Source organism: Ruegeria atlantica (genome assembly GCF_013033965.1).
Taxonomy (GTDB): Bacteria; Pseudomonadota; Alphaproteobacteria; order Rhodobacterales; family Rhodobacteraceae; genus Ruegeria; species Ruegeria atlantica_D.
Genome location: NZ_WQFE01000003.1, coordinates 320,988 through 343,760 on the forward strand (window position 1 = coordinate 320,988; position 22,773 = coordinate 343,760).

General features: G+C 57.2%; 26 protein-coding genes. 11 read left to right on the forward strand and 15 right to left on the reverse strand.

All coding sequences use genetic code 11. The annotated features are described in order from the left end of the window. Nucleotides 1–6 precede the first annotated feature (6 nt). The 5 genes from GOW16_RS07890 to GOW16_RS07910 all read right to left on the reverse strand — a co-directional run bounded on the left by GOW16_RS07890 (nucleotide 7) and on the right by GOW16_RS07910 (nucleotide 4,736). Nucleotides 7–339 (reverse strand): hypothetical protein, encoded by a 333-nt coding sequence (locus tag GOW16_RS07890; RefSeq protein ID WP_170412830.1) that lies wholly within the window; start codon nucleotides 337–339, stop codon nucleotides 7–9. A gap of 97 nt (nucleotides 340–436) precedes the next feature. Beyond that, on the reverse strand, nucleotides 437–1,309 hold the full coding sequence (gene mmsB / locus GOW16_RS07895) for a 3-hydroxyisobutyrate dehydrogenase (protein ID WP_170412833.1): 873 nt from the start codon (nucleotides 1,307–1,309) through the stop codon (nucleotides 437–439). A gap of 3 nt (nucleotides 1,310–1,312) precedes the next feature. Then, nucleotides 1,313–2,353 carry an enoyl-CoA hydratase/isomerase family protein gene (locus GOW16_RS07900; protein ID WP_170412837.1) on the reverse strand — a complete coding sequence of 347 codons (1,041 nt, stop codon included), beginning with the start codon at nucleotides 2,351–2,353 and terminating at the stop codon, nucleotides 1,313–1,315. 7 nt (nucleotides 2,354–2,360) lie between these two features. Beyond that, nucleotides 2,361–3,503 (reverse strand): acyl-CoA dehydrogenase family protein, encoded by a 1,143-nt coding sequence (locus GOW16_RS07905; protein ID WP_170412840.1) that lies wholly within the window; start codon nucleotides 3,501–3,503, stop codon nucleotides 2,361–2,363. A gap of 117 nt (nucleotides 3,504–3,620) precedes the next feature. Beyond that, nucleotides 3,621–4,736 carry a carboxylate-amine ligase gene (locus GOW16_RS07910; protein ID WP_170412843.1) on the reverse strand — a complete coding sequence of 372 codons (1,116 nt, stop codon included), beginning with the start codon at nucleotides 4,734–4,736 and terminating at the stop codon, nucleotides 3,621–3,623. Between the two features lie 139 nt (nucleotides 4,737–4,875). Here GOW16_RS07910 and GOW16_RS07915 point away from each other — a divergent pair, with 139 nt between their 5' ends. Both GOW16_RS07915 and GOW16_RS07920 read left to right on the forward strand, forming a co-directional pair. Then, a complete protein-coding gene (locus GOW16_RS07915) occupies nucleotides 4,876–5,727 on the forward strand; it encodes a class I SAM-dependent methyltransferase (protein ID WP_170412848.1) in 852 nt (283 codons plus the stop codon). Nucleotides 5,728–5,798: 71 nt separating this feature from the next. Then, nucleotides 5,799–6,275, forward strand: a complete 477-nt coding sequence (locus GOW16_RS07920) for a fasciclin domain-containing protein (protein WP_170412851.1) — start codon at nucleotides 5,799–5,801, stop codon at nucleotides 6,273–6,275. 52 nt (nucleotides 6,276–6,327) lie between these two features. Here GOW16_RS07920 and GOW16_RS07925 read toward each other — a convergent pair whose 3' ends face one another. Continuing rightward, on the reverse strand, nucleotides 6,328–6,927 hold the full coding sequence (locus GOW16_RS07925) for a L,D-transpeptidase (RefSeq protein ID WP_170412855.1): 600 nt from the start codon (nucleotides 6,925–6,927) through the stop codon (nucleotides 6,328–6,330). Nucleotides 6,928–7,178: 251 nt separating this feature from the next. On the opposite strand from GOW16_RS07925, the gene GOW16_RS07930 reads away from it, so the two are divergent. Continuing rightward, complete coding sequence (locus tag GOW16_RS07930; RefSeq protein WP_170412858.1) at nucleotides 7,179–7,964, forward strand: EF-hand domain-containing protein; 786 nt, start codon at nucleotides 7,179–7,181, stop codon at nucleotides 7,962–7,964. A gap of 66 nt (nucleotides 7,965–8,030) precedes the next feature. Here the strand turns inward: GOW16_RS07930 and GOW16_RS07935 are convergent, their stop codons facing one another. Further along, a complete protein-coding gene (locus GOW16_RS07935; RefSeq protein ID WP_170412861.1) occupies nucleotides 8,031–9,530 on the reverse strand; it encodes a CoA-acylating methylmalonate-semialdehyde dehydrogenase in 1,500 nt (499 codons plus the stop codon). A 104-nt stretch (nucleotides 9,531–9,634) separates the two neighbouring features. On the opposite strand from GOW16_RS07935, the gene GOW16_RS07940 reads away from it, so the two are divergent. From GOW16_RS07940 to coaD, 3 genes are all read left to right on the forward strand, one after another. Then, entirely contained in the window at nucleotides 9,635–10,537 is a 903-nt protein-coding gene (locus GOW16_RS07940) for a LysR family transcriptional regulator (RefSeq protein WP_170412866.1), read from the forward strand. Between the two features lie 60 nt (nucleotides 10,538–10,597). Continuing rightward, nucleotides 10,598–11,035, forward strand: a complete 438-nt coding sequence (locus GOW16_RS07945) for a CBS domain-containing protein (protein WP_170412869.1) — start codon at nucleotides 10,598–10,600, stop codon at nucleotides 11,033–11,035. An 85-nt stretch (nucleotides 11,036–11,120) separates the two neighbouring features. Beyond that, the gene (gene coaD / locus GOW16_RS07950; RefSeq protein ID WP_170412872.1) at nucleotides 11,121–11,612 is read left to right on the forward strand and encodes a pantetheine-phosphate adenylyltransferase; all 492 of its coding nucleotides are present in this window, start codon (nucleotides 11,121–11,123) and stop codon (nucleotides 11,610–11,612) included. Here coaD and gap (GOW16_RS07955) read toward each other — a convergent pair. From gap (GOW16_RS07955) to gap (GOW16_RS07965), 3 genes are all read right to left on the reverse strand, one after another. Next, entirely contained in the window at nucleotides 11,604–12,608 is a 1,005-nt protein-coding gene (gene gap / locus GOW16_RS07955) for a type I glyceraldehyde-3-phosphate dehydrogenase (protein ID WP_170412875.1), read from the reverse strand. The genes coaD and gap (GOW16_RS07955) overlap by 9 nt on opposite strands. A gap of 82 nt (nucleotides 12,609–12,690) precedes the next feature. After that, nucleotides 12,691–12,834 carry a hypothetical protein gene (locus tag GOW16_RS07960; protein ID WP_170412878.1) on the reverse strand — a complete coding sequence of 48 codons (144 nt, stop codon included), beginning with the start codon at nucleotides 12,832–12,834 and terminating at the stop codon, nucleotides 12,691–12,693. A 71-nt stretch (nucleotides 12,835–12,905) separates the two neighbouring features. Then, nucleotides 12,906–13,907, reverse strand: coding sequence for a type I glyceraldehyde-3-phosphate dehydrogenase (gene gap / locus GOW16_RS07965; protein WP_170412881.1), 1,002 nt, complete (start codon nucleotides 13,905–13,907; stop codon nucleotides 12,906–12,908). Nucleotides 13,908–14,088: 181 nt separating this feature from the next. On the opposite strand from gap (GOW16_RS07965), the gene GOW16_RS07970 reads away from it, so the two are divergent. Beyond that, entirely contained in the window at nucleotides 14,089–15,060 is a 972-nt protein-coding gene (locus tag GOW16_RS07970) for a DUF808 domain-containing protein (protein WP_170412884.1), read from the forward strand. A 14-nt stretch (nucleotides 15,061–15,074) separates the two neighbouring features. Beyond that, nucleotides 15,075–15,488 carry a hypothetical protein gene (locus GOW16_RS07975; protein ID WP_170412887.1) on the forward strand — a complete coding sequence of 138 codons (414 nt, stop codon included), beginning with the start codon at nucleotides 15,075–15,077 and terminating at the stop codon, nucleotides 15,486–15,488. Between the two features lie 54 nt (nucleotides 15,489–15,542). Here GOW16_RS07975 and tkt read toward each other — a convergent pair whose 3' ends face one another. Continuing rightward, nucleotides 15,543–17,567: a transketolase gene (tkt, locus tag GOW16_RS07980; RefSeq protein ID WP_170412889.1), complete on the reverse strand. Its 2,025-nt coding sequence runs from the start codon at nucleotides 17,565–17,567 to the stop codon at nucleotides 15,543–15,545. A 234-nt stretch (nucleotides 17,568–17,801) separates the two neighbouring features. Here tkt and GOW16_RS07985 point away from each other — a divergent pair, with 234 nt between their 5' ends. The 3 genes from GOW16_RS07985 to GOW16_RS07995 are packed head-to-tail and all read left to right on the forward strand — an operon-like array spanning nucleotide 17,802 to nucleotide 19,341. Next, entirely contained in the window at nucleotides 17,802–18,599 is a 798-nt protein-coding gene (locus GOW16_RS07985) for a hypothetical protein (RefSeq protein ID WP_170412892.1), read from the forward strand. Further along, the gene (locus GOW16_RS07990) at nucleotides 18,599–18,994 is read left to right on the forward strand and encodes a cell division protein ZapA (protein ID WP_170412895.1); all 396 of its coding nucleotides are present in this window, start codon (nucleotides 18,599–18,601) and stop codon (nucleotides 18,992–18,994) included. The genes GOW16_RS07985 and GOW16_RS07990 overlap by 1 nt, the downstream gene beginning before the upstream one ends. Further along, on the forward strand, nucleotides 18,991–19,341 hold the full coding sequence (locus tag GOW16_RS07995; RefSeq protein ID WP_170412898.1) for an MliC family protein: 351 nt from the start codon (nucleotides 18,991–18,993) through the stop codon (nucleotides 19,339–19,341). The genes GOW16_RS07990 and GOW16_RS07995 overlap by 4 nt, the downstream gene beginning before the upstream one ends. Here GOW16_RS07995 and grxD read toward each other — a convergent pair whose 3' ends face one another. From grxD to purL, 4 genes are all read right to left on the reverse strand, one after another. After that, the gene (grxD, locus tag GOW16_RS08000) at nucleotides 19,342–19,704 is read right to left on the reverse strand and encodes a Grx4 family monothiol glutaredoxin (protein ID WP_170412901.1); all 363 of its coding nucleotides are present in this window, start codon (nucleotides 19,702–19,704) and stop codon (nucleotides 19,342–19,344) included. Between the two features lies 1 nt (nucleotide 19,705). Further along, nucleotides 19,706–19,981 carry a hypothetical protein gene (locus tag GOW16_RS08005; protein ID WP_170412904.1) on the reverse strand — a complete coding sequence of 92 codons (276 nt, stop codon included), beginning with the start codon at nucleotides 19,979–19,981 and terminating at the stop codon, nucleotides 19,706–19,708. Between the two features lie 235 nt (nucleotides 19,982–20,216). Continuing rightward, the gene (locus GOW16_RS08010) at nucleotides 20,217–20,453 is read right to left on the reverse strand and encodes a BolA/IbaG family iron-sulfur metabolism protein (RefSeq protein WP_170412908.1); all 237 of its coding nucleotides are present in this window, start codon (nucleotides 20,451–20,453) and stop codon (nucleotides 20,217–20,219) included. Between the two features lie 136 nt (nucleotides 20,454–20,589). Continuing rightward, nucleotides 20,590–22,749, reverse strand: coding sequence for a phosphoribosylformylglycinamidine synthase subunit PurL (gene purL / locus GOW16_RS08015; protein ID WP_170412911.1), 2,160 nt, complete (start codon nucleotides 22,747–22,749; stop codon nucleotides 20,590–20,592). Between the last annotated feature and the right edge of the window lie 24 nt (nucleotides 22,750–22,773).

Sequence of the window (22,773 nt, forward strand, 5' to 3'; positions counted from 1 at the left end):
CGTAATTCAGTTGAGGATATCGGCCACAGCTCCAATCAGGTTCAAAACCTTCTGTGTGTCGGGGTCGACACGGTACACGTAGTCCTCGGCGCGCACGTAATAGCCGCCGCGATTCAGGCCATAGCGATATGGATCGTCAATCAAACGATAATCGCGGGTAATGTAGTCACCTTTTTTGTACAGGTTCTTAACCTGTCCGGGCGGCACACATGGCACGACTTTTTTTGCCAGGCCCGGCGGGCAGTGTCCGGCATTTGAATTGCCGTTCCCTGCCATTGCTGTTGCCGGACTCAAAGCAAGCGTGACGATGGTCAGTGTGACAGACAGAATTCGCGACATCATGTTCCCTTTCGCGTTAAAGCGCGGTTTGGAAACAAATGGCCTTAGTTTGCCAATGGATCAACCCGATGGGCAGGAAGCTACCACCCTATGGTGATTAGCTCCTGTTACGCTTCTCAAAACGTGGCAGCATGGCGGAAAAGTCCTTACCCAAGCCGCCTTCGGATTCGACGAACTGTTCGTAGAGCGCTGTTGCGATCTGTCCCATTGGAGTGTCTGCATCCGAGCTTTCCGCAGCTTGCTGGCTGAGCCGCAGGTCTTTCAACATCAGTTCAGCCGCAAACCCGGGTTGGTAGTCATTGTCCGCCGGGCTCGCAGGCCCGACGCCTGGGGCAGGGCAGTAGGCGTTCATTGTCCAGCTATAGCCCGAGGACGTGCTGACCACGTCAAACATCTTTTGCCGGTCCAGCCCAAGTTTGTCAGCCAGTGCGAAAGCTTCGCAGGTGGCGATCATGGTCACGCCGAGGATCATGTTGTTGCAAATCTTGGCGGCCTGCCCGGCGCCGGATTCACCGCAATGAACGGCTTTCTGGCCCATAATGTCGAACAGTGGCGATGCTTTCTCAAAAGCTGCATCGCTGCCGCCTGCCATGAAAGTCAGAGTACCCGCCGCCGCACCACCGATGCCACCTGACACTGGGGCGTCGACTGCCAGAACGTCCGCTTCCTTTGCCTGTTCAGCGACGGCGCGGGCGCTGTCGACATCGACAGTTGAACAGTCGATCCAGACCGCGCCAGGTGTCATGGCGGAAATAATCTCACTTGCCACCGCCCGCAGGATCTGGCCGTTCGGAAGCATGGTCACGACGATATCGGCACTGGTCGCGGCCTCAGGGCCGGAACCGACCATGGTGACACCCGGCACAGTGACATCCGCCATATCAAAGCCGCTGACATCATGCCCAGCTTTGGCAAGATTGGCCGCCATCGGATTGCCCATGTTTCCCAGGCCAATAAACCCGATTTTCATTTCTTAGTCCTCCTCGAATGTCAGCGTGTCCGCACCCAATGGTTGCAGCATTTTTGATACGGCCACGGCCGGTATGTCTTGGTTTTGATGGCGCCAGCTCGGGTTGCGATCCTTGTCGATGATCTGCGCCCGGATACCTTCCAGAAAGTCCCCGTGTTCCATCGCGCGATAGGTAAAGCGATACTCCAGCTCCAACGCCTTGCGCATGGTAAGGTTTGGGGTGCGGAGACGATGCAGCATTTCGACCGTGCAGGCCATGGAGAGTGGCGAATTGCGCCCGATCAACTTCAGCGTATCAGCGGCGGTGTTATTGTTCGAGTTTCGCAGGCTGTTCTGTACATCTCCAAGAGTTTCGCCACCGAAATCAGACTCAATCGCGTCCTGCATTGCAGCCAACGAGCCTTCGGGCGGTGTTTCGGAATGGCTTTCAAGAATGCCGGCGTCGCCCGATGCTTCGACCATGTCGATCAGATCCGGCCATTGCCGGATCGGAATGTAGTGATCTGCGAAACCGGCCAGAATGGCATCAGCTGGCCCCATACGATGCCCGGTCGTGCCGAGGTATTCACCCAGCCGTCCGGGTGCGAGAGCCAGCATGAGCGTGCTGCCAACATCCGGAACCAACCCGATCGAGCATTCGGGCAGGGCGATTTGCGACGTTTCACCCACGATGCGATGGCTGCCGTGGCACCCGATGCCGACGCCTCCACCCATTGTGAATCCTTGCAGAAAGCTGACAACCGGCTTTGGGTATTCGAAGATCAGCGCATTTAGACGATATTCATCGCGCCAGAATTTTCGGCCATAGTCGAAGTCGCCCTTGGTTCCGGTCTCATAAAGCTCGGCAATGTCGCCGCCCGCGCAAAAGGCTTTGTCGCCTTCGGCATCCAGAATGACCAAATCGACCGCATCATCCTCGCGCCAATTGCGCAAGGCAGTGTCGATGGCCAGGCACATATCATAGCTGAGCGCATTCAGCGCCTTGGTCCGGGTCAGGGTGATACGACCGGCACGGCCAGCGGTGCGAATATAGATGTCCGACATAAAGTCCTCAGCGCTGAGAGAGCATCTGGCGCGCAACGATGACCCGCATGATCTCGTTCGTGCCTTCCAATATCTGGTGCACGCGCAGATCGCGCACAAGCTTTTCAATGCCGTAATCGGCCAGATAACCATAGCCGCCATGTAGCTGCAGGCACTGATCCACCACTTTCGATCCCGTCTCGGTCACAAATTTCTTGGCCATAGCGCAGAACTTTGTTGCATCGGGCGCGCCCTGATCCAACTTCCACGCCGCCTGACGTAGAAATGTCCGGGCGGCCTGCAATTCGATCTCCATATCTGCCAGACGGAACTGCAGAGCCTGAAATTGGTCGATGGACTGCCCGAAAGCCTTCCGCTCGGACATGTACTGTAGTGTCATGTTCAACCCGGTTTGCGCGGCACCCAATGAACAAGAGGCGATGTTCAGGCGTCCGCCATCCAGCCCCATCATTGCGTATTTGAAACCGTCGCCTTCGACACCGACAAGGTTGTCGGAGGGGATCTTGCAATCGTCGAACTGTACCTGAGCGGTAGGTTGGCTTTTCCAACCCATCTTTTGTTCCAGCGCACCAAAGCTTAGGCCGGAGGTGCCGTCTTCGACATAGACCGTTGAAATGCCCTTGGGTCCATCCTGACCGGTGCGCACCATGCAGACGTAGGCATCCGAGTACCCGCCGCCCGAGATAAATGCCTTGGTGCCGTTCAGAGTGTAGCCTTCGTTCGTGCGTTCAGCGCGTGTTTTCAATGCGGCTGCATCGGAACCCGATCCGGGTTCGGTCAGGCAATAGCTCAGCACTGTATTCAGGCTTAGAACGTCGGGCATGATGCGGGATTTCAGCTCGTCATTGGCGAAGTTGTCCAGCATCTTGGCGCACATGTTGTGGATCGACAGAAATGCTGCGACCGAAGGGCAGGCCATCGACAAAGCTTCGAACACAAGCGTGGCGTCCAGACGCGTCAGGCCGGAGCCACCGCTGTCTTCAGACACATAAAGACCGCCGAAACCCAACTCACCAATGCGCGGCCACAGGTCTTTGGGGATAGTGCCTTCGGCCTCCCACTGGCGGGCATATGGAGCGATGTTTTCCTGCCCGAAATCATGGGCCATGTCGAAGATCGCATTCTGCTCTTCGGTTGTTGCGAAATCCATGGCTTGCCTCCCACGCTGCCCGGTGAATTGAACGAGTGTTTATTTCCCAATCCTTACAGAAATTTTGCATGGCCAGCAATCACTGGCACAATCATCTGCAGGAAATGTCAGGGGCGTTCAGAGATCCTGATGAAACTCGTCGATCAGGTGCTGAACAACGGCCTTGCCCGGGTCATCACCTTTTGCGGCAGCTTCGGCATGTACCCGGCGCTGGCGGGTGGCCGAGGTGCCGTTCTGGGCAATCTGCTGCAGTTTGGCCAGCTCGGACATGGTGCCCAAGGCTTCGGCATCTTCGGCGAGCAAGCCCATCAGTTCGCCCATGAGTTCCGGCATGGGTTTGATCGAGCGGTCTCCGAAATCAATCATGCCTTCGCCGACACCATAACGCTGCGCGCGCCAGCGGTTTTCACCAATCAGGAACCGATCATATTGCCGCCATCTGAGGTTTCGGTCTTTCAGCCGGCACAGCATTCGCGTCAACGCCTGCACCATTGCGGCCAGCGAAAGCGCATGCTCCAGCCGGGGTTGCACATCCATGATCCGGGTTTCCAGCGTTGGGTATTGATGAGAGGGCCGCAAGTCCCACCAGATCTTTGTGGTGTCCTCGATCACGCCCAATTCGACCAGAATGCCAGTGGTGCGTTCATATTCGGACCATCCGGAAAAGACCGGTGGCAGTCCAGTCCGGGGCAAGTTGTCGAATACCGTCAACCGGTACGAAGACAGACCGGTGTCCTCACCATTCCAATAGGGCGACGAGGTCGATAGGGCCAAGAGATGCGGAAGGAAGTAGGACAGCTGAGGAATAAGATCCGCGCGCAAGGCCGCGTCAGCCACCCCGATATGGACATGCATGCCACAGATCAACATCCGCCGAGCGACACCCCCCAACGCGTGTTGCAGCGCGTCATAGCGGTCTTTCCGCGTGTGTGTTTGTTTTTTCCAATCAGCAAAAGGGTGGCAGGATACCGCAATTGGGGCAAGGTTGTGCTCCGCCGCCCGTTTCGAGACACAGGACCGTAAGCGTTTCAGATCCTCGCGCGCGGAACTGATGGTCACATGTGGGCGCGTACCGACCTCGATCTGGCATTGCAGGAATTCGGGGCTGACCTGGCCTTCAAAATCAGCCTGGCAGGCTTCCATCAAGGCGGCAGGCGCTTCGGCGAGTTCCAAACTGTCTCGATCGACCAGCAGATACTCTTCTTCGATGCCCAGCGTAAATTCCTGCTGCATTCCGGCCCTCGCAACTGTGTTCGGACCAGTGAATACGGAAATTGTCTTTTTGCCAAGTGTTTGCCAGCTGGGTTCTTGCGAAGCCCCTATGCGCACAGGTAAGGAGGCGTCCAGATTGTTACCAAACCCGGAGCCCCCCGTGAAACCCAGGAAATTCCCCCGGCTGAACGCCGTGCTTGACCGGTTTGGTGTGAAACTGATCGATAAAGTGACCGAACGGGACGAGCGTGCGCGCCTTGAGGCGTTTGAACGGGCAGGGGGACTGACCCGCCCAGCCTATGCCTTGTCACCGGGAATGGATGGGTTCGACATCAGCCAGTTGGTGTCGGAGTACCAAGAGCATTCCGCTTTGCTGGAAGCTCTTAAAGACCCTGCGCGCAACAAGACCGGATATCGTATTAACAACGGCTACTACGACAGCCCGGATGCGGATGCGTTGTATCTAATGATACGCCGATTCAAACCCAAGCGTGTGATCGAGGTGGGTTGCGGAAACTCGACCCGTGTGACGCGCCAGGCGATAATCGACGGCGGATTGCAGACCAAGGTCACCGCAATCGACCCATATCCCCGGGCAGATATCGCGCATGTGGTGGATCAGTTCGAACAAAAACGTCTGGAAGAGGTCGATCCGGCGCTGTTCGAGCAGCTCGAGTCGGGTGACGTGTTGTTCATCGACTCCAGCCACGTCGTCCGCATGAGCAATGATGTCGCTCACCTGTTCTGCCGCGTCATTCCGGCGCTCAAACCCGGTGTGGTCATCCATGTGCACGATGTTTTTCTGCCCTACGAATATCCGAAAAGGTTCTTCTATGACTGTCCGGGCTGGGGCGAGCAGTACATGCTGCATTCATTGCTGCAATCTGATGCGTATTCAATGCTTTGGCCCGGCTATTACCTGCAGCAAGACCGCCCTGATGCGATCGAAGCCCTGCCGTTTTTGAAAAACGGCCGCGCACAGAGCATATGGGTACAGGTCAAAGAAAATTGATCTGATAGTGATCCGGTGCAACAAAGCGCCCGTACCCCTTTCCATAACAAGCTGGAGAGGAGATGACAGCCATGTTTCGTCGTACGTTTATGGGCGCCGCCGCCGCACTTGCACTGACCCTGCCTGTAAAAGCCCAGGCCGCGGACATCGTGGACACCGCAGTTTCGGCCGGCTCCTTCAATACCCTGGTCGCCGCTGTTCAGGCCGCTGGTCTGGTCGATACGCTGAAAAGCGACGGTCCGTTCACCGTCTTTGCGCCGACGGATGAAGCCTTCGCAGCTCTGCCCGAAGGCACTGTGGAAACACTGCTGTTGCCGGAAAATAAGGATCAACTGGTCGAAATTCTGACCTATCACGTGGTGCCGGCCAAGGTGATGTCTGGTGATATCGCGGGCAAACGCGCCAAGGTTCTGACCGTGCAAGGCGACCGCTTGAGCGTTAATGCCAGGAACGGTGTCAAAGTGAACGACGCCGAAGTCATTCAGGCCGACATTGAGACCAGCAATGGCGTCATCCATGTCGTCGACGCTGTGATCCTGCCGGAATAAGATACTTTGATTTTATGAAAAAGCCCCGGTCCATGCGGCCGGGGCTGTGTCGTTAAACCAGTCTGACCTGGGTTCCGACCTGAACCAGAGGATACAACTCCTCGACGTGTTGATTGTAAAGGCCAATGCACCCGGACGAACTCTGGCGTCCGATCTTTCGCGTATCGTGAGTGCCGTGCACCAGATATGCCGGCCAACTCAAATACATTGCGCGGGTGCCCAGCGGATTGCCGGGATCGCCACCTTCCATACGCACCGGCAAAAGCGGATCACGCTCGCGCATCGAGGCGGTCGGTGTCCAGCTTGGATTCTCTGCCTTGCGCACAACTTTGGTGTAGCCGCGTTTCGTCAACTCTTCGCTCATCGGTACCGAGCTGGGATACAGCTTGTAGGTGCCATCGGGACCCCAGTAGTGCACTGCGCGGCTGGTGATATCGGCTAGCAACGCTCCAACACCCAGTTCGTCGAAATGGTCCTGCCAGCTCTGCTGCGAAAAGGACGAGACATTGCGGCGTACCGGCAATTGCGTGCTGATCGCCTCTTCAGTCGTTGGGAAAGCATCTGTGCTCTGGGCGCGCAAAAGCGTCGGTGTCGCAAGGACGGACGCAGCACCCAGTAGAACGGTACGACGATTAAAACGGGAACTGGACACGGATGCCTCCTGAAGGACTGCTCGAGAGTTCCCGGCAATTTAGGTACTGCTTTCCGTCAGGGCCAGACGTTTAGCTTAAATTTTCCGTGAGATTTACACATTTGACGCAGTTTTTTGCTTGCCCGGACGATGAATAGTACCGTGTCCGGACAGGTTTTTACTGTTTGCCGGACACGGCTTGGGGTATTTTTTCCGACATGTCTGCTCCAATTCCAAGGGACAGGCCCAAAGCAGTTCGGAGTCCACACGATATGACCAAGAAATCGGAAACCTTGGAAATTCGCGTATCTTATGAGTTGAAAAGCAAATTGGCTGATCTGAGCGAGCAACGCGGATCGTCGATGAGCGAGCTCGTGCGCGGCGTGATCGACCGCGAGCTGGCAGGGCCGTCACCAAACACAGTTGGAGAAGATGATATGCCCGTTCGTTCACTTAGCCGTTTTGCCCCCAAGACCCTCTATGTTCTGCCGGTTCTGCTGCTGGCCGGTTTATACTGGGGATCAGGTCAGACACCTGCACAAGCAACGCCGATGGCGCGGATCTTCTTTGCCGAACTGGATAGAAACGGCGACGGGCAGATTACCCAATCCGAATTCCATCAATTCCTGTTGGAAGAGGACGCGTTGTTTGTGCCCGATGATTGCGACGCGGCTTCCGAATCCTGCACTGCCGAAGCCATCGCCGCAGAAGAGATCGAACGGGCGGATTCCAATGCGGACGGCCATGTTGAGTATTCCGAGTTCGAGATTTTCTATCTGGCCGAGCGTGCGGTGGAGTTTCTCGAATATGATGCCGACGAGAACGGTGTTGTGACGCCGGACGAATTTGTGGCGATGGAAGTGCGGGATCTCATCGAGTTTCCCGATCCGGAAATGGATGAACCATTGTCGGCTGAATGCCTGACCATGGTTGAAAGCGAAAAGATTGATGGCATTGCCAACGCCTGTGTGCCCCCGCACGAGTTGCGGATGGTCATGGCCGAATTCGACGCGAATTTTGACGGCAAAGTTACGCTGCGCGAGTTTCTACAGAACTAGACCCCTCGTCGCGCAACGAAAAAGGCCGCCCGGTTGGGCGGCCTTTGGTCATGTCGATACTGGAAATCAGTCCATCGCTTTGAAGTTGAACTCCCCACCTTCTTTGATGCCCGATGGCCAGCGCGCGGTAACCGTTTTGGTGCGCGTGTAGAACTTGAAGCTGTCGGGGCCGTGCTGGTTCAAGTCACCAAACATGGATTTCTTCCAGCCGCCAAAGGTGTGATAGGCCAGCGGAACCGGGATCGGAACGTTGATACCCACCATGCCGATGTTCACGCGGCTGGCAAAGTCTCGCGCCGTGTCGCCGTCGCGCGTGAAGATTGCTGTGCCGTTACCGTATTCGTGATCCATCGCCAGCTTCAGTGCTTCTTCATAAGACCCTGCGCGTACAGTCGACAGAACCGGTCCAAAGATCTCCTGTTTGTAGATGTCCATTTCAGGCGTCACGTTGTCGAACAGGTGCGGGCCGACAAAGAAACCGTCCTCATAACCCTGCAGGCTGAAGTCGCGATTGTCGACAACCAGCTTTGCGCCTTGCTCGACACCTGAGTTGATAAGGCCGAGAATACGCTCTTTGGCAGCACCGGTTACGACAGGCCCCATATCGACGTCGTCGCCAGCAGTGTAGGGCCCAACCTTCAACTTTTCGACGCGCGGGATCAGCTTTTCGATCAGTGCGTCTGCGGTTTCCTCTCCAACCGGTACAGCAACCGAGATCGCCATGCAGCGTTCGCCTGCCGCGCCGAACCCGGCACCGACCAGCGCGTCAGCGGCCTGATCCAGATCCGCATCGGGCATGACGATCATGTGGTTCTTGGCACCGCCAAAGCACTGCGCGCGTTTGCCGTTCGCGGTTGCACGGGAGTAGATGTACTGCGCGATCGGAGTCGAGCCCACGAAAGACACGCCTTGGATGGTGTCACTGTCCAGCAGGGTATCCACGGCCTCTTTATCGCCGTTGACGACCTGGAAAACGCCCTTGGGCAAACCGGCTTCGACGAACAGCTCGGCCAGCATCAGCGGTACGGACGGGTCACGCTCGGACGGCTTCAGCACAACCGCGTTGCCGCAGGCCAGGGCCGGTCCCACATGCCACAGCGGCATCATGGCGGGGAAATTGAACGGCATGATCGCGGCGACAACACCCAGAGGCTGACGCATCGAATACATGTCGATGCCGGGACCCGCGCTATCTGTGAACTCGCCTTTCAGCATCTGAGGCGCGCCGATGCAGTATTCGATCACTTCGAGGCCGCGTTGCAGATCGCCCTTGGCGTCAGGGATGGTTTTGCCATGCTCGCGGCTCAGCGCTTCGGCCAGCTTGTCCATGTCACGGTTCATCAGGTGAACCATCGCCATCATGACCCGCGCGCGTTTCTGCGGGTTGGTTGCGCCCCAGGCCAGTTGCGCGGCAGCCGCGCTTTCGATTGCGGCGGTGGTTTCCGCAACACTGGCCATCGGGCACTTGTACTGCACCTCGCCGGTGGCAGGGTTGAATACGTCGTCAAATCGTCCTGAGGTTCCGGCGACATTCTCACCGTTGATGAAATGGGACAGCTCGGTCATTGCAGATCTCCTCCGATGCGTTTGCGCGCACAATAGGCTTGCATAAATTACTTGAACAGAGGCAATGTCTCAAAGATGTTTTGCAAAAATGCAAAGGATAGGTGGTGACACCGAACTGGGATGATATGCGGGTCTTTCTGGCCGTCGCGCGCGAAGAAAGCTTGTCGGCCGCCGGACGGCAGTTGAAGATCGACCCCGCAACGGTCGGACGCAGGATCGCCCGGCTAGAGGCGTCGCTGGATGCACCGCTGTTTACCAAGTCGCAGCAAGGCTATCTTTTGACGTCTGCCGGCGAACGCCTGATGGAACATGGTCAGAAGGCCGAAGAGGCGATGCGTGCGGCGGCAGGCGCGATGGCAGGCACATCGAAAACGTTAAGCGGGCAAATCCGGATTGGCGCACCAGACGGGTCGGCCAACTATCTTTTGCCGCAGGTCTGCGCGAAAATCAGCGATGCAAACCCCGATCTGGATATTCAGATCCTGGCCCTGCCGCGTGTGATCAACCTGTCCCGGCGTGAGGCCGACATGGCGGTGACAGTCAGCGCACCAACGGCCGGGAGCCTTTTGGTTCAGAAAATCACCGATTACAAACTGCACCTCGTCGCGACGCGCGATTATCTGGCCTCTTACCCGGCAATCCGCACGATCCAGGACCTGAGTGGTCATCGTATGATTGGCTACATTCCGGATATGATCTTTGATCGGGAGCTGGATTACCTTGTAGATATCGGTGTTGACCGTGTTGCGCTTGCATCGAATTCGGTCTCGGTGCAGCTGCGGCAGGTGACGCTTGGCACGGGGATTTGCGTGGCGCATGACTTTACCCTGCCATTTCATCCGAATCTGCAGAAAATCCTGACGGATCAGGTGAGTTTGACCCGAAGTTTTCATTTGGTTCGTCATCAGGGAGATCAGCGAAACGAAAGGCTGAACCGTTTTGCGCAGGCCCTATCGCAAGGCATTCGCGAAGAGGTTGAGCGACTTGAGGCCCAAGTGTCACCTTGACAGGTTTAAACATTCCGGCAACGCTTTGGAAAACAGGACATTATTTCGGAGGTTACGCTTATGCTCGTTCAGGCCATTCTGAAATCCAAGGCCACCGTTGGGGTCGAGACGGTCAGCCCGACAATCACTGTGGCTGACGCCTCAAAAATCCTGGCGGAAAAGCGGATCGGGACGGTTGTTGTATCTGAAGATGGCGGCGAAACCGCATCTGGTATTCTTTCAGAGCGGGATATCGTACGGGAACTGGCCGCAAGCGGTAGTGGCTGCCTGACGCAGCCTGTCAGTGCCTATATGACCCGTGACCTTGTTACAGCCACTCAGCAGGATACGGTTCAGGATATCATGACACGCATGACCGAAGGACGTTTTCGCCACATGCCCGTTCTCGAAGACGGCAAGCTGGTTGGGATCGTAACACTGGGGGACGTGGTCAAGGCACAACTGGCGGAACTGGCCATGGAAAAAGACGCGCTGCAAGGCATGATCATGGGGCATTGAGGCCTTTGACCTCTGAAGCTGCCTCTTGCACCTGCGGCGAAGTTATGTTTGCTTGCGCAGAAATTTTGTTGCGCAGGAGGCCGCGATGAGGGTTGGATTATATCCCGGAACTTTCGATCCAATCACCTTGGGTCATATTGATATCATCCGGCGCGCCGCTGCTTTGGTTGATAAGCTTGTCATCGGCGTTGCCATCAACCGTGACAAGGGGCCATTGTTTTCACTTGAAGAACGTGTGGCCATGATCGAGGCGGAATGTGCGCATCTGACCGAACAAACCGGCACCGAAATCGTTGCGCATCCCTTTGAAAATCTGCTGATTGACTGCGCCCGCGATGTCGGGGCGCAGATCATTGTCCGTGGCCTTCGCGCGGTTGCGGATTTTGAGTATGAATTCCAGATGGTCGGAATGAATCGGGCATTGGACGACTCGATCGAGACGGTCTTTCTGATGGCCGAGGCGCGGCATCAGGCCATTGCCTCCAAACTGGTTAAGGAAATCGCCCGGTTGGACGGGGACGTGTCGAAATTCGTCACGCCCCGCGTTAATGCTGCGCTGCGTGACCGTTTAGGATAGGGCTCCCATCGCCGCGGCGGTGTCCAGCATCCGGTTCGAGAAACCCCATTCGTTGTCATACCACGCCAGCACACGCACCAGTGTGCCGTCGGTCACCTTGGTTTCCGGCAATGAAACGGTCGAACTGTGTGAGTCGTGGTTGAAGTCTACCGAAATCAGCGGGCGGTTCTCAGCTGCCAGAACCCCAGGGATTTTGGCCGCTGCTTCGACGAACAATGCGTTCACTTCTTCTTCGGTCGTCGGGCGCGAGACTTCGGCGACCAGATCAACCACGGAAACGTTCGGTGTGGGCACGCGAATGGCTTGGCCAGTCAGTTTGCCGGCCAATTGAGGCAGCACGAGCCCAACGGCAGAGGCTGCGCCCGTTGTGGTCGGGATCATCGACAAAGCAGCTGCGCGGGACAAATAGGGGTCTTTGCCTGCGGTATCGTGGACAGGCTGGCTGGCGGTGTACGCGTGAACGGTGGTCATGTTGCCGTGCACGATGCCAAGGCCCGCGTCCAAAGCGGCGGCAACCGGTGACAGGCAATTTGTGGTGCACGACGCATTGGAAACAACGGTATCCTCTGCCGTCAATTCCTTATCGTTAACGCCGAACACGATCGTTTTCACCTTGCCATCGCCGCGGGCAGGGGCCGAGATCAGGACTTTCTTCGATCCATTCGCGAAATGGCGAGACGCGGCTTCGCGTGTGCGGAATACGCCGGTGCATTCAAGAACGACATCGACATCGGACCATTCCAGCTTTTCCGGATCACGTTCGCTGGTCAGCCGAATTGGGCCAGCACCAACGTCAAGGCCGGCGTCAGACAGAGTTACCGGCTTGGTGTAACGGCCGTGAACGCTGTCAAACTCAAACAGATGCGCGTTCATCTCCGGCTTTGCCAGATCATTGATTGCAACGATTTCAACGTCTGTGCGTCCAGATTCCATAACCGCCCGCAGAACCCCGCGTCCGATCCGTCCAAATCCGTTGATTGCCAGCTTGAGTGTCATGTCCTGCTCCGTCCGAATAGCGATCAATACAAAGTTAGCGCTAACAAAGACAGATTAGAGAAAATGTCAAGTAAAACCTACTTCACCGCCAGAAGGCGAGCCAGTCCAGAAAGGCGTAAAGTTTCTTTCCAAGGAACACGAATTGTTCAGTTCCAAAGAGGGCATAGCTGATAAGGAACAAACCCAGAATGAGCAGGGCAAGCCAGATGGCGATTTGATTGGTCATGTAGGCCCCGGACAAAAACGCCCGCCCAGATAACCTGAGCGGGCGAAAAGGTTCAAGATTTCTTAGGTGCCTTAGTTAAGGCGACCCATAGCAACGGCGACGTCGGCCATACGAACCGAGAACGCCCATTCGTTGTCGTACCACGCCAAAACGCGGACCATACGGTCTCCGACGACGCGGGTCTGGTCGGGCGCGAAGATCGAGCTTTCTTCGGTGTGGTTGAAATCGGTAGAAACCAGCGGGGCGGGCTCGTAGCCCAGAACGCGCTGCATCGAGCCTTGCGAAGCTTCGCGCACGACGGCGTTCACTTCTTCTACAGTGATATCGCGTGCGGCGCGGAATGTCAGATCAACAGCCGAAACATTCGGGGTCGGTACACGGATGGCCGAGCCATCCAAGCGACCCTTCAGGTTGGGCAGAACCTCACCCAACGCCTTCGCAGCACCCGTCGAAGTCGGGATCATCGACATAGCCGCAGCACGTGCGCGGTACAGGTCGCTGTGGCGCCGGTCGAGGGTCGGCTGGTCGCCGGTATAGGCGTGAATCGTGGTCATGATGCCGTGCTCGATGCCGATACCTTCGTCCAGCACCTTGGCAAGCGGAGCAAGGCAGTTCGTGGTGCACGAGCCATTCGAAACCATTTTGTCCTCGGTGACCAGGCTGTTGTGGTTCACACCATAGACGATGGTCTTGTCGACGTTCTTACCGGGGGCAGACAGCAGAACTTTTTGCGCGCCGCGCTCCAGGTGCGTGTTGGCTTTCAGGCCGTCATTGAATTTACCAGTACATTCCAGAACGACGTCGCAGCCATCCCAGTCCAGTTCGTTCATGTCATAGGTCGAGAACATTTCCATCGGGCCGCGGCCCAGATCCATGGTTGTGCCTTCGATTGCGACGTCACGGGGGAAACGTCCGTGGATGCTGTCATACTTCAACAGGTGCGCCGTGGTTTCCAGCGGGCCGGTTGCATTGACCTTGATCACTTCGATGTCGTTGCGGGCAGATGCCGCGATATGCGACAACGTGCAGCGGCCAATGCGGCCAAAACCATTGATACCGACCTTGATGGTCATGTGCTGTCTCCAAATGCGCTTGCGTTGGACGCCATATAGCCGTCAAAACGCATTCTCAAAAGACCAAAAGTGACATATTTTTAACGTGTTAGCGCAAACCTGCGCCGATTGCGCTAACGCTTGCGCTAGCCGTCGGATCGGGTAGGCTCCGGGTGCGGCAGGTGAATAGAAAGGAAACACCATGAGCGGTCTGTTGGCCCTGTTGGATGATGTGGCAGGTATTGCAAAGGTTGCGGCATCGTCTGTGGATGATGTGGTCGCGGCTGCCGGAAAGGCGGGCGCAAAGACCGCCGGCGTGATTATCGACGATGCCGCAGTGACCCCCAAATACGTTCAGGGATTCGCCCCCGCACGGGAATTGCCGATCATCTGGCGCATCGCGCGTGGGTCGATGTTCAACAAGATTATTCTGCTGCTGCCGGTTGCCTTGCTGCTGGCGAATTTTGCGCCATGGCTGATTACACCTTTGCTGATGATCGGCGGATCATATTTGTGTTTCGAGGGGGCCGAAAAGATATTCCATGTCCTCTTCCCCCATGGCAGTCACGTTATCGAAGAAGATTTGGCCAATCGTGATCCCGGCCATCTGGAAGAGCAGAAAGTCAAAGGGGCGATCAAGACGGATTTTATCCTTTCGGCAGAGATCATGACGATTGCACTGGCCGCGATTGAAGCGCCAAACCTATGGATGCAGGCCGCGACACTGGCGGTTGTGGGGATTGGGGTCACGGTGGCCGTCTACGGATCAGTTGCCCTGATCGTGAAGATGGATGATGTCGGGCTATACCTCGCGCAAAACGCGCCTACGCCGATTGGCCGGGGGCTGGGCCGGGGGTTAGTCAAGGCGATGCCGGTCGTGATGAAGGTCCTGTCCATTGTGGGCACTGCAGCGATGTTGTGGGTCGGTGGCTCCATCATCATCCACGGGATGGAGGTTCTGGGCTTTGGTTGGCTGGGGCACCACATCCACGACTGGGCGTATGCCATCGGTCACTCCATGTCAGAGCAATGGACCGGTGTCGTCGAATGGGTCTCTAAGGCGACGATGGACGGTGTGTTCGGTTTGGCGTGGGGATTTGTCCTGATTCCGGTTGCCACGAAGGTGATTGCGCCGATGATCGGGAAGTCTTCAAGTAAGCCCAATGCTCACTGAAACGACGGTCTGAAGTGACGGATCTAAGTCATTTACCAGCCCTTCGACCGGTTCAGATCCGGACCCGGTTTAAGCTGATGGGGCTCGCTGCCAAACGCAAAGCAACGGCTTTGGCCGCCATAAACCTTGGCGCGGAGCAAATGCCGTATGACGCGAACGCGCTGTATCGGGTTCTGCATTTTCGGATCGACACGGCGGACAAAGCTGCCGAACGTGCCAAATGGACGGGCGGGCGAATGTTCAACCTGCTCACGGGCCAATCCGCGCATTTCGTTCCGCTTTATGGAACGCATGTGCGGCAAGTTTTGTCCTGGGTCGGGCAAAGCGTACCCGGAGGGATTGAGCCAGCGGAACGGTACGAACTGCGATTGGACTTTGCGAAACTGGCATATAAGGCGCTAAGGGCCAATCTGGACCAGCCAGAATAGGAAAGGGCGGCCGAGAAAGCCGCCCTTTGTATCTCTGATTGTTGAGCCGAGTGTTTACAGCCCCAGCAGTTCCTTGACCTTGGCGACGGCCGCCTCGGCGGTGATGCCGAAATGCTTGTAAAGTTCACCGGCGGGGGCCGATGCACCGAAGCTGGACATGCCGATGAAACCCGCCTTGGCTTCGCGGCCACGTTCGCCCAGCAACCAGCGATCCCAGCCTCCGGCGCGGACTGCGGCCTCGATTCCGACGCGGACAGGGCCACCCGGCAGGACGCGCTTGCGATAGGCTTCATCCTGTTCGGCGAACAGCTCCATCGAGGGCATGGAGACGACGCGGGTGCCGATGCCTTCAGCTTCAAGCATCGCCTTGGCCTCCATCGCCAGCGAAACCTCTGAGCCTGTGGCGATCAGGATAGCCTGACGTTTGCTGTCCGCATCAGCCAGAACATATGCACCTTGCGCTGTGAGGTTCTTGGTTTTGTGGTCTTTACGAACGGTCGGCACGCCCTGACGGGTCAGCGACAGAACCGAAGGGCTGTCTTTGAAGGTCAGCGCAAGTTCCCACGCCTCGGCCGTCTCGACCACGTCGGCGGGGCGGAACACATAGGTGTTCGGCGTCGCGCGCGAGATGGCCAGATGTTCGACCGGCTGGTGGGTCGGGCCGTCTTCGCCCAGACCGATCGAGTCATGGGTCATCACGAAGACCGAAGGCACCTTCATCAAAGCGGCCAGACGCATCGAAGGGCGAGCATAGTCGGTGAAGGCCATGAACGTGCCGCCATAGGGGCGGATACCGCCGTGCAGCGCCATACCGTTCATCGCTGCGGCCATGCCGTGTTCGCGGATACCGTAGTGAATATAACGGCCCTTGCGGTTTTCCGGCAGGAACACGCCCATGTCGGCCGATTTGGTGTTGTTCGACCCGGTCAGGTCGGCCGAACCGCCGACGGTTTCGGTCATGATCGGGTTTACAACGTTCAGAACTTTTTCCGAAGATGCGCGGGTGGCGAGTTTCGGCTGATCCTCCGACATCTGCTTTTTGAATGCGCGGATGGCACCGGCCAGTTTTTTGGGAGCTTCAAGGGCATAGGCTCGGTTGAATTCGGCCTGCTTGCGCTCAGAAATCTGTGCAAAACGCTCTTCCCACGCTGCGCGCTCGGCAGCGCCGCGGGCGCCGATGGCCTCCCAAGCCGATTTGACATCAGCGGGAACCACAAAGGCGTCGTGGGGCCAGCCATAGCCATCTTTGGCGGCTTTCAGCTGATCCTGATCGGTCAATGCGCCGTGTCCCTTGGAAGTATCTTGTGCAGCGTGACCTAGCGCAATATGGCTTTCGCAGGCGATCATGGTTGGTTTGTTCGACGATTTGGCGTGCACAATGGCTGCATCAATCGCGATCGGATCATGACCATCGATTTCAATCACGTTCCAGCCCGAAGCCTTGAAACGGCGCACCTGATCGGTGCGATCGGCGATATCCACCGTGCCGTCGATGGTGATGTTGTTGTTGTCCCAGAAAACGATCAGCTTGCTCAGCTCATGACGGCCAGCCAAGGTGATAGCCTCTTGGCTGACGCCTTCCATCAGGCAACCATCGCCCGCGATCACGTAAGTATAGTGGTCGACAACCTTTTTACCGTAGTGTGCGCGCTGGATTTCTTCGGCCATGGCAAAGCCCACAGCGTTGGAAATACCCTGACCCAGCGGACCGGTAGTGGTCTCGATACCCTCCACCAGGAAGTTTTCCGGGTGCCCGGCAGTTTTCGCGCCCAGTTGGCGGAAATTCTTGATCTCGTCCAGCGTCACGTCAGCGTGGCCTGTGAGGTAGAGCAACGAGTAGACCAGCATCGAGCCGTGTCCCGCGGACAGGATGAACCGGTCGCGGTCGGGCCAGTTTGGGGCCGAGGCGTCGAATTTCAGGTGCTTTTCAAACAGCACGGTCGCAACGTCGGCCATGCCCATCGGCATGCCGGAATGGCCGGAATTGGCGGCGGCGACGGCGTCAAGGGTCAGGGTGCGGATGGCCGCAGCCTTGTTCCAGTGTTCAGGATTGGCATTGCGCAGCGCAGTCAGGTCCACGGGCGTTGTTCCTTTGGATTACAGGCAGATGACGCGCTCAATACCATCCACCCCCCAAAGTGCAAGCAGAACTGGGGATTGCGTTGTTTTTGTGGTTCAAGAATGCTTTCCAAGTGGTTGAAAGCAAACAGTGGGTATTTTCCGTTTCATTCGGTTAGACTAGGCCAATACCCGGCCCGTATTGATTCGGATGGGCCGCGAAAAAGTGAACCTTGGTAAAGAGGTGGCAGGGGCATGAGCCAGATCGAAGAATTACAGCGCCGTATCGTTGCCGCGATGGAGAGGATCGGAACGGGAGTCGACGCTTTGCGTGACACGGTGCCCGTCAGCGGCGGTGAAGACACCACCCTTCGCACGGCATTAGAAGACGAACGCGTTGCCAATGCACAGCTGGAAGAGCGGCTGAAATCCCTAAAAGAGCGGCACGAGAAAGAAGTCGACGCAATGCGCGCCGACATGGACTCATTGAAAGCAGCGCCTGCCGAAGATCCCGAAAACGGCGCGTTGCGTCAGCAACTGTCGGAGGCTACCGCAAAACTGGCTGCGGTCGAAGCGGCCAGAGCCGAGTTGGCAGAGGCCAAAGCTGCGTTAGAAAACCAGGACGAACTGGTTGTTTTGAAAAAGGAAAACGATGAACTTAAAGCGGTTGTGAGCAGAGCTCGGCCGCTTGAGGAAGAGAACAAACGCTTGCGGTCTGAATTGGCAGACAGCGAAAGGGTCGCAGAGTTGAGCGCAGAACTTGAAATGCTGCGCGCCGAACGTGCCAGCCACGGTGCCGCCATGTCTCGTTTGGACGATGACTTGCAGCGTATGCGCAAAGCGAATGAGCAATTGCGCAATTCGGTGGATGAATTGCGGGCGGCCAGCAAAGACGGTTTGGCGGATGCCGAATTGCTAAACCGCGCCACAGTGGCCGAGCTTGAGGCCACGAAGGCCGCGCAGGCCACCGACGCTGCCGAAGCCCAGGCTGTTTTGGCCCGGCTTGAACCGTTGCTATCGCAGGCAAAGCTGGCTGAGGGAGAGGTAGAGTAATGCCCGAATTGACCATTTATATCGGCGGGCGCGGCTTTGATGTTTCTTGCCAGGACGGTGAAGAGACATTCCTGCAGGCTGCCGCAAAAATGCTGGACGACGAGGCGCAGGTTCTGTCTGATCAGATCGGGCGGATGCCCGAGGCCCGAATGCTGCTGATGGCAGGGTTGATGCTGGCCGACAAAACTGCGGCCACCGACGACAAGCTGAAAAAGGCTGAGGCCAAACTGGCTGAGATTGAAGCCGAGCTTCAGAGCCTGCGAAATAGGCCAGAGCCCGAACCCGAAAGGGTCGAGGTGGCGGTTGTCCCGCCTTCGGTAACGGATACACTGGCCGAGTTGGCCGCACGCGCCGAGGCTTTGGCCTCGGTAGTCGAGGAGAAATCGGCGAAATGAATGCGTTGAAAACCGCCGCATTGGCCAGTTTGATCAGTCTGAATGGCGGCTATGCCTGGGCAGATATGGACATCCTGCCGGTTACCTTCACCTGCGAAAACGGCGTTCCGCTGCAGGTTGCATACTTTAATGCACCTGACGGTTCCAGCGCGGCGGCGATGTTGGTGGACAACCAGTTGGTTACCTTGCAGCAGGTACCCAGCGGTTCTGGCATTCGCTATGAATCCCAAGGGGTGGCCGGATCGTATATCCTGCGCTCAAAGGGGTGGGATGCGACCGTCAGCTTTCTGGCGGCCAGTGGGGCCGCCAGTGAGCAGGTTGTACTAGAGAATTGTACCAGCCGCTGATCAGGCGTTTGCTTCGCGGATCTTGTCGGCGGCTTCCTTGTTGAACTCAACACCGTTCTCGTCAAACAGTGTGTCCAACTCACCCGACAGGGTCATCTCGGTGATGATGTCACAACCGCCGACAAACTCACCTTTGACATACAGCTGAGGAACGGTCGGCCAATCCGAATAGTCCTTGATGCCCTGACGGATTTCTTCGTCAGCCAGAACGTTAACATCGGCATAGTCAACACCCATGTAGTTCAGCACGCCTGCAACGCGGGACGAGAAACCACACTGGGGCATTTCCTTGGTGCCTTTCATGTATAGCACCACATCGTTGGCTTTGACGGTTTCGTCGATTTGAGTCTTAACGTCGGTCATTCTACTTGTCCTTTTCACCCGTATCCGGGGCGGTCGTTTCATCCTGTGACGGGTCAGGGACCCAACCTTCTTCCTCTAACCGCCGATGCTCGGCCTGTGCCAAAGCAAGCGGATCAAGCCCGTATCTTTCAATGCCGCCAACTTTGCTGATCTTGTCCGGGTCGGGGCGCATGTCGGTCAGCTTACGCTTTCTGTTGCGCTTCACATAGGCTTCGATCAGCGCTGCGGCAACTATCAATGTTGCGAGTGTGCCTATCCAGAAGAGCCACCCGTTCATTTTTTAGGGGCCATCGCCTTGGCATACTCCCGAGGGTCTCTGGTGACCCGAGACACTGTCACGTGACCGCCTCCGCCGCCCAAAACGGTTCCATGGTCTATCAATTGCTCGCCTTGACCAGGTTCCACGCCCCGAATTTTCTCAGAACGCTTATTGTTCACCACAGATCTTACAATAAGGACACTGCCGATGACGGCAATTACTCCGCAAATGCCGTATATCCAAATCGTTGTGCTCATTCAGGCACTTTGGTCGTCAGCGCCAGCGCGTGCAGCTCTCCGTCCGAGCCGTCCATCTTGCCCTTCAGGGCTGCATAGACTGCGCGCTGCTGTTGCACCCGGTTCTTGCCGCGAAAGCTTTCGTCAACGACCATTGCAGACATATGTACGCCATCGCTGCCACCAACCTGAATTTCCGCATCCGGAAAGGTTTCACGCAGTAGGGCTTCGATTTCGTGGGCGCTCATCGGCATGTAGGTTTCTCCTGAAGGTCTTTCTCAAGATGTAGAGCGCCGGGACGGGGCGTGCAAGGGTAGGATAGGGGCCTTGAAACGACAAAACCTGCGCCGGTTCGGGCGCAGATTTCGTGTTTCAAAGATCGGCTTGGTGTCAGGCGACCGCTTCTGCAAAGCTACTGCGGAATGTAGCGGCCAAATCCTCCAGCGAGGCTTCCGAGTTGCCGACACGAACGCTGTCACCGGTGAACCGGCCCACAGACACCAGCGGAACATCCGCCTGACCAGCTGCGATCATCAGAGCCTCGGCCTGATCAAAGTTGCAGGCAACCAGATAGCGGGCCTGATCTTCTCCGAACAGGAACTCGGTCGAGGCTTCGTCGAGGTGGACGCCAACGCCTGCGGATTCTGCCAGTTCAAATGCAGCCAGCGCCAGACCGCCGTCGCCCAGATCTGTGCAGGCCTTGATCATCTCGCGATTGGTACGGATGAAATCGCCGTTGCGCTTTTCGGCATCCAGATCAACATGCGGCGCGTCGCCGTCTTCGCGGTTGAACACTTCGGCCAGCAGGGCGGATTGACCAAGATGACCGTTCGTCTCGCCAATGACCAGCGCGACATGGCCCTCGCGGACCTCATTGCCGATGATGTCGTCCGTGTGATTCAGCAGGCCCACAGCACCAATGGTCGGCGTCGGCAGGATCGCCTGACCATCAGTTTCATTATAGAGCGATACGTTGCCCGATACGATGGGCATGTCCAAGGCGGCGACCGCCTCGCCGATGCCCTGGATCGCGCCGACGAACTGACCCATGATCTCAGGTTTTTCGGGGTTCCCGAAGTTCAAGTTGTCGGTGGTCGCCAAAGGATTGGCTCCTACGGCAGTCAGGTTGCGATATGCCTCAGCCACAGCCTGCTTGCCGCCCTCAACGGGGTTTGCACGAACATAGCGCGGGGTGACATCGCTGGTGAAGGCAAGCGCCTTGTCCGTGCCATGAACGCGGACCATGCCGGCGCCCAGGCCCGGCGTACGGGCGGAGTCGGCCATGACCATTGTGTCGTACTGTTCGTACACCCATTGCTTACCCGCATAGTTGGGTGAAGCGAGAAGGGCGCGCAGGCCGTCGATGGGGTCAATCTGGGGTACCTCGGCCAGCTCTTCGGCTTCGGGTGTTGGTTCCCATGGGCGGTCATATTCGGGTGCAGTCGAAGAGAGTTTGGACAAGACCAGATCGGCTTTGACCTCGCCATTATGGACGATCAGAAAGCGGTCTTCGGCGATGGTCTCGCCCACGATGGCGAAGTCCAGATCCCATTTTTCGAACACAGCGCGGGCCTCAGCCTCAAGCTCGGGCTTGAGAACCATCAGCATGCGTTCCTGAGATTCCGACAGCATCATCTCATAAGCCGTCATGTTTTCTTCGCGCTGCGGAACGTTTTCCAAGTCCAGACGTACGCCAAGGCCACCCTTGTCGCCCATTTCAACGGCAGAACAGGTCAGACCCGCAGCGCCCATATCCTGAATCGAGATCACGGCACCGGTCTGCATCAGCTCCAGCGTGGCCTCCATAAGGCGCTTTTCGGTGAAGGGATCGCCAACCTGAACCGTGGGACGCTTTTCTTCGATGGTGTCGTCGAACTCGGCCGAAGCCATCGTTGCGCCGCCCACGCCGTCGCGGCCTGTTTTTGCACCTAGATAGACGACAGGCATTCCGACGCCTGATGCCGCCGAGTAGAAAATCTTGTCGCTGTCTGCCAGACCTGCAGCAAACGCGTTCACAAGGCAGTTGCCGTTATAGGCGGGATGGAACCGAACCTCGCCGCCAACACAAGGCACGCCGAAACAGTTGCCATAGCCCCCGATGCCTTCGACCACACCGTTGACCAGTTGGCGTGTTTTGTGGTGGCCGGGCTCACCAAAAGACAGTGCGTTCATGGATGCGATAGGACGCGCGCCCATGGTGAAAACGTCGCGCAGAATGCCACCAACGCCAGTGGCCGCGCCCTGATAGGGCTCGATATACGAGGGGTGGTTGTGGCTTTCCATCTTGAACACCACCGCCTGACCGTCGCCGATATCGACGACACCGGCGTTCTCACCCGGCCCGCAGATCACCTGAGGCCCCGAGGTGGGCAGGGTGCGTAACCATTTTTTGGAAGACTTATAGGAACAGTGCTCGTTCCACATGGCCGAGAAGATGCCGAGCTCGGTAAATGTCGGCTCGCGCCCGATGATCTCGAGGATCATGTCGTATTCGTCGGGCTTTAGCCCGTGTGCGGCAATCAGATCCGGGGTGATGGCGGGCTCTTGCATCGTGTGTCCTTGTCCAGGTTGGCC

Coding starts and splice junctions, on each gene's coding strand:
- GOW16_RS07890 (WP_170412830.1), bottom strand. CDS start 339: ATGTCGCGAATTCTGTCTGTCACACTGACCATCGTCACGCTTGCTTTG.
- mmsB (WP_170412833.1), bottom strand. CDS start 1,309: ATGAAAATCGGGTTTATTGGCCTGGGAAACATGGGCAATCCGATGGCG.
- GOW16_RS07900 (WP_170412837.1), bottom strand. CDS start 2,353: ATGTCGGACATCTATATTCGCACCGCTGGCCGTGCCGGTCGTATCACC.
- GOW16_RS07905 (WP_170412840.1), bottom strand. CDS start 3,503: ATGGATTTCGCAACAACCGAAGAGCAGAATGCGATCTTCGACATGGCC.
- GOW16_RS07910 (WP_170412843.1), bottom strand. CDS start 4,736: ATGCAGCAGGAATTTACGCTGGGCATCGAAGAAGAGTATCTGCTGGTC.
- GOW16_RS07920 (WP_170412851.1), top strand. CDS start 5,799: ATGTTTCGTCGTACGTTTATGGGCGCCGCCGCCGCACTTGCACTGACC.
- GOW16_RS07930 (WP_170412858.1), top strand. CDS start 7,179: ATGACCAAGAAATCGGAAACCTTGGAAATTCGCGTATCTTATGAGTTG.
- GOW16_RS07935 (WP_170412861.1), bottom strand. CDS start 9,530: ATGACCGAGCTGTCCCATTTCATCAACGGTGAGAATGTCGCCGGAACC.
- GOW16_RS07945 (WP_170412869.1), top strand. CDS start 10,598: ATGCTCGTTCAGGCCATTCTGAAATCCAAGGCCACCGTTGGGGTCGAG.
- coaD (WP_170412872.1), top strand. CDS start 11,121: ATGAGGGTTGGATTATATCCCGGAACTTTCGATCCAATCACCTTGGGT.
- gap (WP_170412875.1), bottom strand. CDS start 12,608: ATGACACTCAAGCTGGCAATCAACGGATTTGGACGGATCGGACGCGGG.
- GOW16_RS07960 (WP_170412878.1), bottom strand. CDS start 12,834: ATGACCAATCAAATCGCCATCTGGCTTGCCCTGCTCATTCTGGGTTTG.
- gap (WP_170412881.1), bottom strand. CDS start 13,907: ATGACCATCAAGGTCGGTATCAATGGTTTTGGCCGCATTGGCCGCTGC.
- GOW16_RS07970 (WP_170412884.1), top strand. CDS start 14,089: ATGAGCGGTCTGTTGGCCCTGTTGGATGATGTGGCAGGTATTGCAAAG.
- GOW16_RS07985 (WP_170412892.1), top strand. CDS start 17,802: ATGAGCCAGATCGAAGAATTACAGCGCCGTATCGTTGCCGCGATGGAG.
- GOW16_RS07990 (WP_170412895.1), top strand. CDS start 18,599: ATGCCCGAATTGACCATTTATATCGGCGGGCGCGGCTTTGATGTTTCT.
- GOW16_RS07995 (WP_170412898.1), top strand. CDS start 18,991: ATGAATGCGTTGAAAACCGCCGCATTGGCCAGTTTGATCAGTCTGAAT.
- grxD (WP_170412901.1), bottom strand. CDS start 19,704: ATGACCGACGTTAAGACTCAAATCGACGAAACCGTCAAAGCCAACGAT.
- GOW16_RS08005 (WP_170412904.1), bottom strand. CDS start 19,981: ATGAACGGGTGGCTCTTCTGGATAGGCACACTCGCAACATTGATAGTT.
- GOW16_RS08010 (WP_170412908.1), bottom strand. CDS start 20,453: ATGCCGATGAGCGCCCACGAAATCGAAGCCCTACTGCGTGAAACCTTT.
- purL (WP_170412911.1), bottom strand. CDS start 22,749: ATGCAAGAGCCCGCCATCACCCCGGATCTGATTGCCGCACACGGGCTA.